The organism is Sunxiuqinia sp. sy24, from assembly GCF_052677165.1.
In genome coordinates this window covers 13,707-28,373 of record NZ_JBQYLH010000024.1, presented here as the reverse complement: position 1 = coordinate 28,373, position 14,667 = coordinate 13,707, and the positions used below count along the sequence as shown (strand labels likewise).

The 14,667-nt window shown below is 42.8% G+C and carries 14 protein-coding genes and 1 riboswitch; of the genes, 5 read left to right on the top strand and 9 right to left on the bottom strand.

Translation table 11 applies throughout. The features are described 5' to 3' along the window. Positions 1–337: 337 nt before the first annotated feature. Both ACUNWA_RS17545 and ACUNWA_RS17540 read left to right on the top strand, forming a co-directional pair. Positions 338–1,438 carry an AI-2E family transporter gene (locus ACUNWA_RS17545; protein ID WP_445593226.1) on the top strand — a complete coding sequence of 367 codons (1,101 nt, stop codon included), beginning with the start codon at positions 338–340 and terminating at the stop codon, positions 1,436–1,438. A 1-nt stretch (position 1,439) separates the two neighbouring features. Continuing rightward, positions 1,440–2,360, top strand: a complete 921-nt coding sequence (locus tag ACUNWA_RS17540; protein ID WP_445593225.1) for a YihY/virulence factor BrkB family protein — start codon at positions 1,440–1,442, stop codon at positions 2,358–2,360. A 169-nt stretch (positions 2,361–2,529) separates the two neighbouring features. On the opposite strand, the gene ACUNWA_RS17535 is transcribed toward ACUNWA_RS17540, so the two are convergent. Beyond that, the gene (locus tag ACUNWA_RS17535) at positions 2,530–2,736 is read right to left on the bottom strand and encodes a transglycosylase (RefSeq protein WP_445593224.1); all 207 of its coding nucleotides are present in this window, start codon (positions 2,734–2,736) and stop codon (positions 2,530–2,532) included. Positions 2,737–3,022: 286 nt separating this feature from the next. Between ACUNWA_RS17535 and ACUNWA_RS17530 the strand changes: the two genes are divergently transcribed. Next, positions 3,023–4,573, top strand: coding sequence for a GH3 family domain-containing protein (locus ACUNWA_RS17530; RefSeq protein ID WP_445593223.1), 1,551 nt, complete (start codon positions 3,023–3,025; stop codon positions 4,571–4,573). 217 nt (positions 4,574–4,790) lie between these two features. On the opposite strand, the gene ACUNWA_RS17525 is transcribed toward ACUNWA_RS17530, so the two are convergent. Beyond that, positions 4,791–5,135, bottom strand: a complete 345-nt coding sequence (locus ACUNWA_RS17525; RefSeq protein WP_445593222.1) for a translation initiation factor — start codon at positions 5,133–5,135, stop codon at positions 4,791–4,793. A 139-nt stretch (positions 5,136–5,274) separates the two neighbouring features. On the opposite strand from ACUNWA_RS17525, the gene ACUNWA_RS17520 reads away from it, so the two are divergent. Beyond that, the gene (locus tag ACUNWA_RS17520; RefSeq protein ID WP_445593221.1) at positions 5,275–5,811 is read left to right on the top strand and encodes a hypothetical protein; all 537 of its coding nucleotides are present in this window, start codon (positions 5,275–5,277) and stop codon (positions 5,809–5,811) included. Positions 5,812–5,880: 69 nt separating this feature from the next. On the opposite strand, the gene ACUNWA_RS17515 is transcribed toward ACUNWA_RS17520, so the two are convergent. After that, positions 5,881–8,289, bottom strand: coding sequence for a TonB-dependent receptor (locus ACUNWA_RS17515; protein ID WP_445593220.1), 2,409 nt, complete (start codon positions 8,287–8,289; stop codon positions 5,881–5,883). A 43-nt stretch (positions 8,290–8,332) separates the two neighbouring features. Continuing rightward, positions 8,333–8,429, bottom strand: a riboswitch (TPP riboswitch). Between the two features lie 247 nt (positions 8,430–8,676). Between ACUNWA_RS17515 and ACUNWA_RS17510 the strand changes: the two genes are divergently transcribed. Continuing rightward, positions 8,677–9,111, top strand: a complete 435-nt coding sequence (locus ACUNWA_RS17510) for an Hsp20/alpha crystallin family protein (RefSeq protein WP_445593219.1) — start codon at positions 8,677–8,679, stop codon at positions 9,109–9,111. A 57-nt stretch (positions 9,112–9,168) separates the two neighbouring features. On the opposite strand, the gene ACUNWA_RS17505 is transcribed toward ACUNWA_RS17510, so the two are convergent. The 6 genes from ACUNWA_RS17505 to mtaB form a co-directional block, all read right to left on the bottom strand. Further along, a complete protein-coding gene (locus ACUNWA_RS17505) occupies positions 9,169–9,825 on the bottom strand; it encodes a hypothetical protein (RefSeq protein WP_445593218.1) in 657 nt (218 codons plus the stop codon). 53 nt (positions 9,826–9,878) lie between these two features. Then, positions 9,879–10,844: a zinc transporter ZntB gene (locus ACUNWA_RS17500; RefSeq protein WP_445593217.1), complete on the bottom strand. Its 966-nt coding sequence runs from the start codon at positions 10,842–10,844 to the stop codon at positions 9,879–9,881. 70 nt (positions 10,845–10,914) lie between these two features. Continuing rightward, positions 10,915–11,943: a glycosyltransferase family 2 protein gene (locus ACUNWA_RS17495; RefSeq protein WP_445593216.1), complete on the bottom strand. Its 1,029-nt coding sequence runs from the start codon at positions 11,941–11,943 to the stop codon at positions 10,915–10,917. 13 nt (positions 11,944–11,956) lie between these two features. Beyond that, entirely contained in the window at positions 11,957–12,430 is a 474-nt protein-coding gene (locus ACUNWA_RS17490) for a hypothetical protein (protein ID WP_445593215.1), read from the bottom strand. Positions 12,431–12,489: 59 nt separating this feature from the next. Beyond that, positions 12,490–13,281: an inositol monophosphatase family protein gene (locus ACUNWA_RS17485; RefSeq protein ID WP_445593214.1), complete on the bottom strand. Its 792-nt coding sequence runs from the start codon at positions 13,279–13,281 to the stop codon at positions 12,490–12,492. 25 nt (positions 13,282–13,306) lie between these two features. Next, positions 13,307–14,608 (bottom strand): tRNA (N(6)-L-threonylcarbamoyladenosine(37)-C(2))-methylthiotransferase MtaB, encoded by a 1,302-nt coding sequence (gene mtaB / locus ACUNWA_RS17480; RefSeq protein WP_445593213.1) that lies wholly within the window; start codon positions 14,606–14,608, stop codon positions 13,307–13,309. Positions 14,609–14,667 lie beyond the last annotated feature (59 nt).

Below are 14,667 nucleotides of genomic sequence, written 5' to 3'. Positions count from 1 at the left end.
AATGAAAGGCATTATTCCATCCAACGCACAACAACTTCCTCGTTTTACCTGCCAATTTAAACTAATTCCCTGATCATTAAAAAAGATTCTTATGTTTTGGTTCACGCGATTCCGAATATCCTCAGCCCTTACCAATTTTGTTCCAGTATCTAATTCAATTCAGATTCAACTCTCAAGCCCTGACTGTTCGGGGATAAAACTCCACACCCTTCCCCATAAGCGGGAAGTTACAGGCCAGCATTCAATTGCATAAACAAGCGATTAGGAGCATTTTGGTCAGCAAAAAGTGATTGGCACAATTCTTTCAGGTTAAATTCTTCGTTAGAACAATCGAAGCATGAAAAATCAATCACTGATACGAGCTGCCGCAGGCTTATTTATCCTATCTTTTTTTTTCCTGGTCCTTATTTTGGCCAAAGATATCCTGATTCCCCTAGCCATCAGCACCTTCCTGGCTTACACCATCTATCCGTTGGTTTGGGCCATTGAACGCCGAGGTGTTCACCGTGGGCTGGCTATCATTATGGTCCTTTTGGTCACCCTGTTAATTTTGATGAGTGCGGGTCTGTTTATATCGGCTAAGCTTTCGAACATGACCATCGACTTGACCGAATTGAAAACACAGATGGACGCCAAGATTGATTCGGTACAACATATGCTGGAAGCCAAAGTAGGCATCAACCCGGTCACCATGGATCATTACCTCACCAAGGCCACCGATAGCTTATTTTCCTCTTGGCAATCGGCTATTGGCAGCTTGTTTGCCATGACAACCAACACGCTTTTCATGCTGGGACTACTTCCTTTCTACACGTTCTTTCTCCTGTTTTATCGAACCAAAACAGCTCATTTTATTTTCAGACTTGTTGGCCGAAAGAATAAGGCAAAGGCCTTACATATCATGCGTGAAGTATCTACAATAACGACAAAATACATGAGCGGACTGCTCATTGTGGTCTTAATTTTAGCCATTCTGAATTCTACCGGGCTACTAATCATCGGTATTCCAAACGCGATTGCCTTCGGTATTCTCGCAGCGATATTAAATTTGATTCCCTACATTGGTACCTTTATTGGCGGCTTAATCCCCATTTTGTATGTCTTGCTGACTTCGGCCAATCCGTTTGAAACCATTTTACAAATCTTCATCCTATTCAGTGTTGTTCAGTTTCTGGAAAACAACCTGATTACGCCAAACATTGTGGGCAACAACATCAAAATAAACCCACTAGCCATTATTTTAAGCCTCCTGTTGGCTAACCTGGTATGGGGAGTGGCAGGCATGCTGGTCGTTGTTCCTTGCCTGGCTATTATGAAAATCATCATGCGAAACATCGACAAACTCAAGCCCTTTGCCTTTTTGATCAGCGACCAAGGCGTATCCCAACACGAAATATCTTTTAAACGTATCTGGGAAAAACGAATCAAACGAAAGTGACATGAAACAAATTGTATTGAAAAAATTGAAATCAACCTGGGAAATTTTTCGCAATGCCTTTGTTCATTTCATTGCGAACAACCCGGTCAACCAAGCTGCAACAACAGCTTATTTCGCCATTTTTTCCATGGCCCCTATTTTAATAATCATCATATCTGTGTTTGGATACTTTACCGGCGACGAAACCATGCGCGCCAAACTTTTCGAAGAGTTGAATGTCCTCATCGGGGCAGAAAGTACTCAATTTCTTGAAAATGCCATTCAGAATTACCAGATTACGGAAAACAGCGGAATTGGAGCCATTATTGGAATCCTATTTTTCCTGATTTCGGCCACTACCCTGTTTAGTGTGATGCAAAACTCCATTAACTATATTTGGCGGGTAAAAGTCAGATCGAGCCTGAAACAGGGAGCATTAAAACTGGCAAAAGATCGCATTTTTTCTTTTGGCGTTATTTTAAGCCTGGGTTTTGTCGTATTGGTATCGTTGATTATTGACGCGTCAATCAGCTTTCTCAAAGAATTTTTGCGCACTTACTTCAGTCCTGACTTCGTTTTTCTGGCACAGTTTGCTAATATCGTTCTTTCGCTGGCCGTTATTACCGCTGTCTTTGCCCTCATCTACCGTTTTCTCCCCGATGTAAAAGTTAAGTGGAGTGCAGCCTGGCATGGCGCAATTTTTACTGCTTTCCTGTTCGTCATCGGAAAGTTTATTATCGGCTTAATCATTGGCAGCAGCAATATGGGAGCTGTTTACGGTGCTGCCAGTTCTTTCGTCATCATTTTACTCTGGATTTATTTCGTGTCGCTCATCTTTTACTTTGGTGTTGAACTAACCCATCAGTATTCTCGCTATTATAAGCACGACAACAGGCCGGTAAACTATGCCATTCCGTTCGAGATCAACCCGGTTGAACGCTGATTCTGCCGACACTCGTTTACGGAACACTCCTCCGCATAAAAAAAACCAAGGATACAGCTCGCCTCCCCTGCTTTTTATTGAAAAAGGATGAGTCTGCAAATCCGGGTACCTGCCTCGAATGATCGAAATCAAGATTGATATAACAGCCAGTCGGGTTAGTCAGTACACACTAGGCTTTTTTTCGCGATACTGTCAGTACGAAACCAACAAGCAACACTAACGCACTAACGATAACTGGAGTCCAATTGGCTTTACTTACCGCTACTTCGGCCCCTAAAACACTAAAGCTCTCCGAGTCATTAAAAGCCTGTATTCCAAACACAACAAGCCCAATCATGCCTATTACTAATAAAACGGCTCCAACTAATTTCATCATGATTCAATTTAAGATTAATAGGCTTTACTTATGATAAAACCATGCCACAGTTCCTATATTCGACACCAAACTACAGACCATCAACACTTTCCCTCAGCATACTCATCGAAGCAAAAATTAGAGCCAACCAACAGACCTTTCTGCTTGTTGGTTATGATCTTCCCCAACCTGAGGCAGGCATTCCTCACACAAAATCAAGAAATAGTGCTAAATCCAACCTTGTCAGGAAGTTCATTCTTTGGCTTTCAAATTGCTGGATCATTCCAGAAAACCAATTTTAACAGCAATGGCAATCATCGGAACGATTATAAAAAAGGCGATTAAGCTAGGCTATGCATTCAGCTCAAAAACCGAGTTTCATGAAAAACAACTTCAGGTTTTGCACGAATTAATTGTCAAAGCAAAACACACCAGCTTTGGTAAACATTATCGAATGGAAGACCTGCTTTACGCCACAAACCTGGCGGAAGCATTCGCCTCCCGCATCCCCTTTTTTGATTACCATAAAATGGAAGAAGAATGGTGGTGCCAACTCCAGCAAGGAGAAAAGGATGTTAGCTGGCCAGGTAAACCGGCTTACTTCGCACTTAGCTCAGGAACGACAGGAAAAAGAAGCAAACGACTACCCGTAAGCGAAGACATGCTAAATGCCATTCGACTAGCCGGTATAAAACAGGTGGGGGCTACTGCCAACTTCAATTTACCCGCGTCTTTTTTCGAAAAGGAAATTCTGATGCTGGGCAGCTCCACCCGATTAAATGAACGCAACGGCTACCTGGAAGGCGAAATTAGCGGGATAAGTACCAGCAATATTCCGACCTGGTTCAAAGGCTTTTACCGTCCGGGCGAGGAAATTTCAAAGATTAAAGACTGGGATGAACGTGTGCTGGAAATAGCCAAACGGGCCCGCGACTGGGATATTGGCGCCTTAAGTGGAATCCCTTCGTGGCTGGAGCTTATGATGAAAAAGCTGATTGAGTACCATGGGGTAAATACCATTCACGACATTTGGCCCAACCTGGAGGTTTACACCACCGGAGGCGTGGCCTTCGAGCCTTACGAAAAAAGTTTCAACGCCCTGCTGGCCCATCCCATCACCATCATTGACACCTATTTTGCTTCCGAAGGCTTTATCGCTTTTCAGGAACGCCCCGATACCCGATCGATGAAGCTTTTAGTTGACAATGGAATTTACTTTGAGTTTGTCCCCTTCACTCCTGAAAACATAACCAATAAAGGAACCCTGAGAGATGATGCTCCTGCGTTAAACCTTACTGAAGTGAAAGAAGGTGTAGAATATGTATTGGTCATAAGCACCGTATCGGGATTGTGGCGCTACATGATTGGCGACACCATCGAATTTACCAATACTGACCGGGCAGAAATAAGAATAACCGGACGAACCAAATTCTTTCTCAATGTGGTTGGGTCACAACTCTCGGTCGATAAAATGAACCAAGCTATTCTTGAACTGGAAGAACAGTTTTCGGTCAAGATTCCTGAGTTTACGTTGTCTGCCATTAAAATTGAGGATGAATTTTACCATGTTTGGTACTTGTCTTGCGAAAGCCAAACCGACACCAACGAGCTGGCTGCTACCTTGGATGAAAACTTAAAACAGGCCAATAAGAACTACCGCGTTGCCCGCTCAAAAGCGCTAAAAGGCGTACGGGTACATACCATTCCACAAGCTTGTTTTCATGATTGGAATACCCATCAAAAAGAGAAAGGCGGTCAAGTCAAAATGGAACGGGTAATGGATGAAAACCGTTTCCACAAGTGGGAAAATTTCGTTGAACAATGGCTCTCAACAAACAACTACAAACCAGCCACTTGAAAAAAAAGATACCAAGAGACACCATTTTTTGCTCCTAAAACGAAACAAACAAATTAAAAAACCTTAAAAGAACAAGTAACATGAAAACAAAATTGAGAAATAACCTTGGGTGAAGAACAGGTTAATTGAGTATTTAGTTGGTTTAGTTAGATCCGGTAACAGGCAAGGAGAAGTCTCCCTTGCCTGTTACTTTTTTATACCTTATATACTAATCCTACTAACCGCCAGAACGCTTAACCTTGTAACCTTCTTTCTGAAGCAATTGCATCACCTGATCGCGAAAATCGCCCTGCACCATGATTTCACCATCTTTGGCTGAACCACCTACGCCACATTTCGACTTCAGCAATTTGCCTAAAGCCTTCAAGTCATCATCTTGACCAACAAAACCGGAGACCAAGGTTACGGCCTTTCCTCTGCGGTTTTTCTTATCCAGGCTCACCCGTAAATCCTGCTTTGCCGGCGTTGGTGTTTCCTGCTCCGCCCCATCATCCTTACTATAATCAAAGTCTGGGTTGGTCGAATAAACCACCCCCAAACGTTCTTTCCAATCTTTTGCCATAATCTTTTGCCTTTATTCATTCAAAAGTAACAAGAAAAATTTGATGTCCGCCAACTGCTCTTTTTTCTTTTTATCTTGATTTTTTGAACCTTTAGGAGGTCGCGCGGTTGGTGTAGTAAAGAAATTGGAACGAAAAAAAATGGCGCGATTGTTAGAAGTAAATGACAGAGAGGATATTTTGTCCCAATACCAAAAAACCCCCATTGGGTTATTGCTGGAATACCAGAATTTAAACAAGACTTTTTGTTCGTATAAAAATCCGCAAATGCTCATTGGCATGTGCATGGATAATCGGAAAAACCTGTGGGTTCCGGATAACTTTGCCTACATTATCCGCTCAGGAGGTGCTAACTTGTTTTACCATGAATTTCAGGTCTCTTATGCTATTGGTGTTGGTCGTATTCAACACATTGCCCTCATCGGACACGACAACTGCGAGATGGTTCAACTGGAAGATCGTAAAGATAAATTTATCGAAGGAATGGCTGCCAACGCCGGCTGGGAAAAAGAAACTGCTCAGATGCACTTTGAGAATCTTTCGCCCTTTTTTGAAATTGGAAATTCCATCGATTTTCTGGTTGCTGAAACCCGGCGGCTAAGACGACGTTACCCTAAGGTAACCGTTGCTCCCCTTTTCTACAATGCTAAAACCAACAGCTTGTCGCAAATAGAATAACCCCTGAATCGTTGGCTCGATTCAAGGGTCATTGTTGATCTAAAAACTTAAATAAAATTCGGGCAACGACTAGAATGTCAGAGTCAAACCGGTCATTAAGTTGATTCCGGCCTGTGGGTAATAGTACTCCCAGGTTTTCTCAACCCCTTGCTCATACCAATTACCACCGTAGCCATTGTTTGAGTATTTATCATCCAATAAGTTATTCACCTGAACAAACAAGTTTATTTTACTGAAGAAGGATTCTTTCAGCGTTAAATCTGCACGCAGGTTGTTCACAAGATAAGCATCAATTTTACGATCTTCGCTAGATGTATTGTCAAAATATTGTTTTCCAACATACTTTGTAATCAGGCTGAACTTAAGAACTTGGCCCGGTTTGTAGGCCAGAATGCTGCTCCCCATGGTCTCCGGAGAATAGGCAATATTGGTTGTTCCTAAATACTTGGCCTCTTCACTCTCATTCCACTCTTCATCATAGTAGGTCGAATACTCCACGTAGTCTTTGATTTTATTACTGCTCAAGGTGAAATTAAAATCCCAGTTCAGGTTATTGAAGATTTTCACTCCTCCAACAAACTCAATTCCGGCACGATAACTTTTATCCACATTGGTCATAATGCTATTTCCTACATTGTTTTTCTCACCCGTTGGAACCAACTGGTCGCGGTAATACATGTAGTACAAGTTGACACCAAAAGCAACTTTGGTTGCGCTGTACTTATACCCCAATTCATAATCATATAATGTTTCAGATTTTGGCAATACGATAATATCCTTTTTTATTGCCTCTTTAAAATTAGTTCGAGTGGGTTCACGATGTCCTGTACCAAAGGAGAAATAGGTCTCCTGATTCTGCGCAAGCTCGTAGAACAATCCCATTTTAGGGTTAAAAAAATCATATTCATGCGTTTGATCCAACGTAATTAGATCATCGTCCTGCCCGCTCATCTCATAGTTGATTCTGCGATATTGCAGATCGCCGTAAACATTGAGTTTCTTAGTCAGCTGATAATTCAACTTTCCAAACACATTGAAGTCGGTCTTTTCGCCCACATTGGAATACCACTCATGATCTTTCTCAGTATTCCCGGCGTTGCGCATCCAAATGATCTCACCAAAGTGGTCACCATCATACTTATTCCAAGCTCCTCCAAAACTGGCATCAAGCTTATTTCTGTTATAATTCAACGAAAAAGTTGCACCATAAAAATCATTATCCAACCATTTCCGACGAATCAAATCCGTTTCTTCCAAGGTCTGATCTCCCAGGATCACCTTGTCCAAACCATAATCAGCATACGACTCATCTTCCTTGTATTGCTCATAGTAACCTTCACCCGCAGTATAATGCAAGCCCACATTCAGGTTGGTAAACGGATTTACCTGACTGGAATAAAATACCTGGTAGTGATCCTGAAAATAGTTATCCGTCTGATCTTTATAATATTGTTTATTCCCAAATTCATCGGTATATTCCCCCGCCGGGTTATATCTCCGATCTTCCTCCGGATTTGGATTTCCCCACCAGCTAATTCCAGTACGCTGATCGCCGCTAATGATGTTGGCCTTGATAATGCTCTTTTCGGTATAGTAAGCAGCACTAATAAAGTAAGACTCGTGATCCACAAAAGCATAGTCAACGTAACCATCCGAATTGAGTTTGGAATAGCGCGCATCAACAGTAAACTTGCCATCGATAAGTCCGGTACCAGCTTTTACACTATTTTTATTGGTTCCGAATGAACCGATCAAACTCTGAACCTCAGCATAAGGATCAGCATTAAAGGTTTCGGTCTGAAAATTGATGGTTGCTCCAAAAGCGGCAGCTCCGTTGGTGGAGGTTCCTACCCCACGCTGAATTTGGACATTATCGACCGAGCTGGCAAAATCGGGCATATTTACCCAGAACGTTCCTTGCGATTCCGAATCATTCAGCGGAACACCATTGACTGTTACATTGATTCGGGAGGGATCCGTTCCGCGGATCCGAAGGGCTGAATAGCCAATTCCCGTTCCTGCTTCTGACGAAGTTACCACCGATGGTGACAGTCCCAAAAGATAAGGAATATCCTGCCCTGAAGCCTGACTTTCAATATCCTCACGATTCAAATCGAAAACAGCAACCGGCGTTTTTGCTCCGGCCCTTGTGGCCGAAACAATCACCTCTTCGGCCAGAATATCCAGCGGTGCTAGAGTCACATCCCGGACAATATCCTTGGTCACCTTCAAACTTAGACTTTGAGCCTCGTAGCCCATGTAAGAAACCCGGAGCGTATAATCGCCGGCTTTCACTTTTTTAAACCGATAAGTTCCATCAACATCAGCTGATGTTCCCATATAAGTTCCGGACAACACCAAGCTGGCGCCAACCAATTCTTCTCCCGATTCACTCATCACTTTTCCGGAAATCGAAAACTGTGCGAATGAATGCACAAACAAACACTGCATAAGCAGTATTAATCCTAAACGTTTCATTTTGTGGTAATTTTGGTTAATAATATAACCAATGAGGTAGGAATCAAATTCCTTTCGCCCTCCCTACGCCGGTACTAACCGGATCAGGTTCATTGGGTATGATCTCAGTCCGTTTATTTTGGACACCCCATTGCGTAAATGTTGCCGCAAAGGTAGAAAAGAAAAACAAAACTCTTCACTCTAAATAAGGCATGCTGCTCAATAAAAGAATGAAATCATTTCAGCACCAGGACTTTAAACAATGAAAAAATGACTCCAAAAAAGACATTTTGGCAATAATTCTTATCATAATTCGAAGCTAAGCCTACTAAAATCGGCCTGGAACAGGCTTTGCTGGATAGAAAATGTAGAACTAGAAGTTAAACAAAATTAGAGGAGGATTTAGCCATGTTACCATTAACCAGAAACAAACGAAATGTTCCAAATTTCTTTGACGATTTCTTTGGAAGAAATTTTTGGAATGATGTTTTTGACAAGCCCGAGTGGAACTCAAATCCAGCCGTAAATGTTTATGAAAAAAAAGATGATTTCGAAATTGAAGTCGCTGCACCAGGACTGGATAAAAAAGATTTTCACATTGATCTGAAGGACAATGTCCTGACGGTTTCTTCGGAAAAACAAGAAACCAAAGAAGAGAAGGATGGAGAAAAAATCGTTTTCAGCGAGTTTAATTATTCTTCATTCAGCCGCTCATTCAGGCTCCCCGAAGGTGTTGATGCCAATAAGATTAAGGCCACACACAAAAATGGAGTATTAAAAATCGCACTACCCAAACGGGAAGAACTGAAAAAACAAGTATCCCGCATGATTGACATCACCTAATCTCGAAGGTCTAATTTAGTTAGTAATTCTGAAGCCTCGCTCCACTGCGGGGCTTTTTCATTGCAGTTGATCTGAAAGAATTTCAAAATTGCTATTGCGACATACGAAGCGCAAAGTCTTTAAGTCCGATTTGCCTCGCACACCAATAATTTCATAAACCGGTTTTCCTGGCATTAAAACCAGGTTTGCCAGTTGAAAATTCATGAACTCATCTCTTAGTGTTGAATTTTCTTTCACCCGAAACTCATCAACATCCTCCGCAATTGACATCGTGATTGACTCATGCTCAACTCCATTGTCGTATACATCATCATCACTTTCAAAAATTGCCTGTTCCATCAAGGCTATTGGAAAAAACAAGATCATCAATGGAGAAAAGCGCTGCCTGACTTTTTTAGCCAGCCATTCATTGTGTAGTAACTCCACCTGCTCATCGCCATTAAAAAAGGCAAGTTGTGTTCCATGGATTGGTTGCTTGCTGTTATTGATTAAACGAATACTGACAACATGAATATTCTTTCGGTTGGCCCAACGTGCCCCTCGCTTATTATTCGTTTTTTCAAGAATATTATCAACATAACTAAAGCTCAACTGGCTATCCATCTGCCCCACCGGATACGACCAGTTCTGAACACGGGTAAGCGTTCGATGTTTCACGGCACAAGAGCTGCAACACACCACAAAAAGAATCACCAATAATCTTCGTCCAATCATAAGTACAAACTAAAAGACGCATCTAAGTTAACAAAAAAACAAGATACCAAAGCTCACAAAAACTTCCGTTTTTTAAATAACCAAAACTGGAAACCAACGATTAGAAACAGAATCACCAAAAATCCGAGGAAGGCCAGTGGGTTTTCCGCTTTTGGAATACCTGCCAGGTTCACCCCCAGTAGGCCAGTAAAAAAACCCAGTGGCAGAAAAAAAGCAGCCACAATCGTCAACACATACATGCGCTTATTTAGCTGCTCATTTTGCCGGTTGTAAAGCGTTTCCTGACTTACAGTTCCCATATCGCGAGCGGCATCCAGCATTTCGAGGTAACGAATAAGCTGATCGGTAATTTCACGAAACCGGAGCTGTTGTTTTATCGATATCCAACTAGTCTTCTCCAACTGAATTTTCAGCAAAGCTTCACGTTCAGGCACTAAAAAACGTTTTAGCTGAATAATTTGGCGTCGAACATTATGAATCTCATTGTTGTAATCATTCTCCTCATCATCCAACACCAACTCTTCAATTTCAGCCGATCGATCTTCAATATCCTCCATCACATCGCTCATGCGGAAGATTAAACGCTCGCAAAGAAAAACCAAAAAATGACTGGTGGATTTCGGTGGATTGCCTGCCTCAATCTGTTGAACAACATCATCAACCGACATCATATTGCGCCGCTGACAACTGATAATCCGGTTCTTGGTAACTACCATCCGGATAGCCACCATGTCTTCCGGATCGGCACCTTCGGCCAGATTTACTCCGCGTAGTATCACCAGCAAATCATCATTGGCCATCGAAATTCGAGGACGGGTTTCTTCCTTCAACAGCGCATCAACAAATAATTCATCGGTTCCTTCCAACGAACGAAGCATCCGTGCAGTATCCGGATTATTTAAGTCAAACTGCAACCACTGGTATGCCTGCTCCGGAATAGGCTGATCAAGCTGGTTTTCGGCTACATATTCCGCCCTTTTTGTTCCGGGGAAAATATTAAATCCGTGAAATAATGCCATGATGAAATATTGTTAATTTCAATCAAGATACAAAGGATTTGCGATTAAGCATAAAGTCGATGAAAGGAATTTAGCGGTTCATCTCACGGAATGTCTTTTTGCCTTGCAAGTAAAATTTCCATATGATGCTTTTGCACAGCACTTCATCGTGCCACTTAGGAGTTGCTGCTTTTCTCAAGGCTTTTCGTTTTTCGCGAAGCTGCTTATGCGACGTGTAAAAGGCATAATGCGCTTTCAACACACTGAAAAAACCGCCTCCATTTCCTTCAGACAACAGCTTAAAAGCAGCTACACCATCCAGAATCATACGTATTACAAGTACCTTATAGAATTTACGCCGGGGCAGGTTTTTATACAGCAGCCATAGGCTGTTGCGAAAATTGAGGTACAACTTTTTGGGGTTGTCGTAAGCCAGCGTTCCACCTCCCAGGTGATAGACCCGGCTGTGCGGAGTAAATTGAATTTTGTAGCCTCTGTTTTTCAGGCGCCAACACAAATCAATTTCTTCCATGTGGGCCCAAAAATCAGCGTCGAAGCCACCAGCCTCGTGAAAATAGCGAGCGTTTACAGCCATGCAAGCACCGGTAGCCCAGAAGATATCAGTCACCTGGTCAAACTGCCCTTCATCTTTTTCGACTACGTTCAGAATTCGTCCACGACAAAACGGATAGCCCAGCTTATCGATATACCCACCAGCTGCTCCGGCGTACTCAAATTCATCTTTCCTTTTCCAACTCAACACTTTGGGTTGAACGGCAGCAACTGCCGGATCGTTTTCCATCAGGTCAATCAGCGGTTCTATCCAGCCAGCTGTCACTTCCACATCGGAGTTGAGCAGAATATAATAGTCAGCTTCAACTTGCTGAAGTGCCACATTATAGCCTTTGGCAAAGCCATGGTTCTGCTCCAATCGCAAAAGTTTAACCTGAGGGTAATTTCCCTGAAGAAAACTTAACGAATCATCATCGGAATAGTTATCGGCCACAACGACCGTGACCCCATCAAGCTGACTATACTGAATAACAGAGGGAAGATACTGGCCGAGCAGTTTCCGGCCGTTCCAGTTGAGAATGACAATAGCTACACGCGGTGAATTCATGCCGCAAATATAGTCAGGAAATCAGAATCCGGGAAAGAATACTGATCAGGTTTTCTTTTTCAAGGCTACTCAGCACTTCCTGCACTTTCGCCAATTTATTTTTTTTGCCCGATTCAATGATGGCTTTAATTTCTTTAAACTGTTTGCCGGTCAATTCTTCTTCCATCAACTCCCAGGCTTTTTCAGCAGAAGACTCCTGCTGAGGTAGTCCCAAGCTTTCCAGCTCCATGATGGCGGCCTCCAGAATTTCGTCCGCCTGCATCTTCACCGGATCATCCGTTTTCTCATTGCCAGTGGCATCGCGTAAAGTCCAGCTCGAATAGTCATACTTCAAGGCAGCAATCATCTTGACGATGTTGTGATCGGCACCAAATATGCGTTGTAAAAAAAGCATGGTCTGGTTTTTCCAGGCTTCCAGATCGAAACTTTTCTCAGCGAGCTTATCCTTTTGCTTTTTTAGTAAGGCGATTTCTTTTTCAGCCATCATTACTTTTTTATGCAATTTAGTCTATTGCCCGACTCTGTACAACACCTTGTGTTGAAAAACTATCCCAAAAATTCATTCACCTTCTGAAAAAAGGCCGGGAAATAATTTTCGTTCGATGCCACAATTTCCTTTCCATACAAGAAATCAGGGCCTCCCTTGAAGTCACAAACCTTGCCACCTGCTTCTTTCAGAATGATGATTCCCGCTGCAATATCCCAAACATGTAAAGCGTGCTCGAAAAAACCATCGAACCGACCACAAGCCACGTAAACCATATCGACAGCAGCCGATCCCATGCGGCGCATTCCGCGAGTTTCAATCATAAAAAACTCCAGCAACTTCAGGTAATCACCCAACATTTCGAAGTTATAGTAGGGAAAGCCAGTTGCAAGCAGCACATCTTCGTGCTTTTCGGTTTTAGACACCGAAATGGCTTGCCCGTTAAGCCAGGCACCTCCACCTTTCCAAGCCGAAAAGAGTTCATCCTGGCCAATTTCGTAGACCACCCCAACAATAGGTTCATCCCCATCAATCAGCGCAATAGACACCGAATGCGGAAAAATTCCATGAATAAAGTTCGTGGTTCCATCCAGCGGATCAATCACCCACTTCAACTGTTCGCCCGATTCCGAAGCGGTGCCTTCTTCCGTAATAAATCCGGCCTTAGGAAGCAGTTTTCGAAGTGCACTCACGATCATTTTCTCGGCATTTTTATCCACATAGGTTACCAGGCTGGCTTTATCTTTCAGCTCAATATCGTCGTTCGTAATCTTCAGTCGCTCCTGGCGAATAAACTGCCCAACTTGCTGGGCTATGATTTCAATAGACTGACAAATAGTTTGTAATTTCATGCGTCAATTTTTGATCGAAAGTCATTTAAAGCAGTTCTATTTCAAAATTCCCCATGCTATTTATTTCTGAAAGCTTAACCGATCGCACCTGATTGACCAGTTGAGAATCAAATTGAGTTTCCACCCGAATATAATTATCGGTAAAGCCATGCAGCAGTTCTCCGGTGGTCTCATTTTCGAAAAGCACCGAGCGGGTTTGCCCCCCATTTTTCTCGTAGAAAGCACGTAGTTTTTTCTCCGAAAGCTTGATTAAGCGGCGGGTGCGCTCTTTGCGCTCATCGACCGGAACAACAGGTTTCAGTTCCAATGCTTTGGTTCCCGGTCGCTCCGAATAAGGGAAAGCGTGCAGTTGATTCACATCCAAATCAATCAAGAAGTTATAACTATCCTGAAAGAATGCTTCCGTTTCGCCGTTAGAGCCGGCAATTACATCAACGCCAATAAAAGCATCGGGCAGCACGGAGCGTATTTTAGCCACCCGCTCAGCAAACAGTTCGCGTTTGTACCGTCGTTTCATCAGCTCTAACACTTCATTCGAGCCAGCTTGCAACGGCAAATGGAAATGCGGGGCTATGCGCTTGGAGCCAACCACAAAATCGATGATTTCATCAGTCAACAAATTGGGTTCAACCGATGAAATTCTCAAGCGCTCCAAGCCTTCCACTTCATCCAGTTGCTTCAACAGGTCAATAAAGGATTCATTCGTGCTTTTTCCAAAATCACCAATATTCACCCCTGTTAAAATAATTTCTTTAATGCCGTTGGCTACTGTTTCACGAGCTTTTTCAACGGTATTGATAATGGTATCGTTTCGACTTCGCCCACGCGCAAAAGGAATAGTACAGTAAGTACAAAAATAATCGCAGCCGTCCTGCACTTTCAGAAAGCTTCGAGTGCGGTCGCCCCATGATGCGGCATGGTAATAATCACGATTTTTCTCCTGGGCCTGAAGTAAGCGAAATGGCTCTTCCCGTTTCTGAAAATCATCAAAAAAATCAGTCATCCGAAATTTAGCATTGGTCCCCAAAATGAAGTCGACGCCTGGAATTTCGCCTATCACATCGGCCTGTAACTGCGCATAACAACCGGTGACCACCACCAACGCTTTGGGGTTTCGACGGATAGCCTGCCGAATCATGTTACGACTCTTTTTGTCGCTTTCGGCCGTTACCGAACAGGAGTTAACGACATACACATCTGCCTTCTCCTTAAATCCTACCCGATCAAAACCCTTCACCTCAAAATGACGTGCAATGGTTGATGTTTCTGAAAAATTGAGCTTACAGCCCAAGGTAAAAAACGCCGCTTTTTTGCCTGAAAACTCCATGAAATCCCTTTCGTTAAATAATCGGGCAAAAGTATAAAAATCTTGCGAAATAGCGTGAT

What these genes read in the sequence shown, in the direction of transcription:
- mtaB (WP_445593213.1), bottom strand. Translation starts at nt 14,608, where the DNA reads ATGGAGTTTTCAGGCAAAAAAGCGGCGTTTTTTACCTTGGGCTGTAAG.
- ACUNWA_RS17540 (WP_445593225.1), top strand. Translation starts at nt 1,440, where the DNA reads ATGAAACAAATTGTATTGAAAAAATTGAAATCAACCTGGGAAATTTTT.
- ACUNWA_RS17490 (WP_445593215.1), bottom strand. Translation starts at nt 12,430, where the DNA reads ATGATGGCTGAAAAAGAAATCGCCTTACTAAAAAAGCAAAAGGATAAG.
- ACUNWA_RS17545 (WP_445593226.1), top strand. Translation starts at nt 338, where the DNA reads ATGAAAAATCAATCACTGATACGAGCTGCCGCAGGCTTATTTATCCTA.
- ACUNWA_RS17515 (WP_445593220.1), bottom strand. Translation starts at nt 8,289, where the DNA reads ATGAAACGTTTAGGATTAATACTGCTTATGCAGTGTTTGTTTGTGCAT.
- ACUNWA_RS17495 (WP_445593216.1), bottom strand. Translation starts at nt 11,943, where the DNA reads ATGAATTCACCGCGTGTAGCTATTGTCATTCTCAACTGGAACGGCCGG.
- ACUNWA_RS17510 (WP_445593219.1), top strand. Translation starts at nt 8,677, where the DNA reads ATGTTACCATTAACCAGAAACAAACGAAATGTTCCAAATTTCTTTGAC.
- ACUNWA_RS17500 (WP_445593217.1), bottom strand. Translation starts at nt 10,844, where the DNA reads ATGGCATTATTTCACGGATTTAATATTTTCCCCGGAACAAAAAGGGCG.
- ACUNWA_RS17535 (WP_445593224.1), bottom strand. Translation starts at nt 2,736, where the DNA reads ATGATGAAATTAGTTGGAGCCGTTTTATTAGTAATAGGCATGATTGGG.
- ACUNWA_RS17530 (WP_445593223.1), top strand. Translation starts at nt 3,023, where the DNA reads ATGGCAATCATCGGAACGATTATAAAAAAGGCGATTAAGCTAGGCTAT.
- ACUNWA_RS17520 (WP_445593221.1), top strand. Translation starts at nt 5,275, where the DNA reads ATGGCGCGATTGTTAGAAGTAAATGACAGAGAGGATATTTTGTCCCAA.
- ACUNWA_RS17485 (WP_445593214.1), bottom strand. Translation starts at nt 13,281, where the DNA reads ATGAAATTACAAACTATTTGTCAGTCTATTGAAATCATAGCCCAGCAA.
- ACUNWA_RS17505 (WP_445593218.1), bottom strand. Translation starts at nt 9,825, where the DNA reads ATGATTGGACGAAGATTATTGGTGATTCTTTTTGTGGTGTGTTGCAGC.
- ACUNWA_RS17525 (WP_445593222.1), bottom strand. Translation starts at nt 5,135, where the DNA reads ATGGCAAAAGATTGGAAAGAACGTTTGGGGGTGGTTTATTCGACCAAC.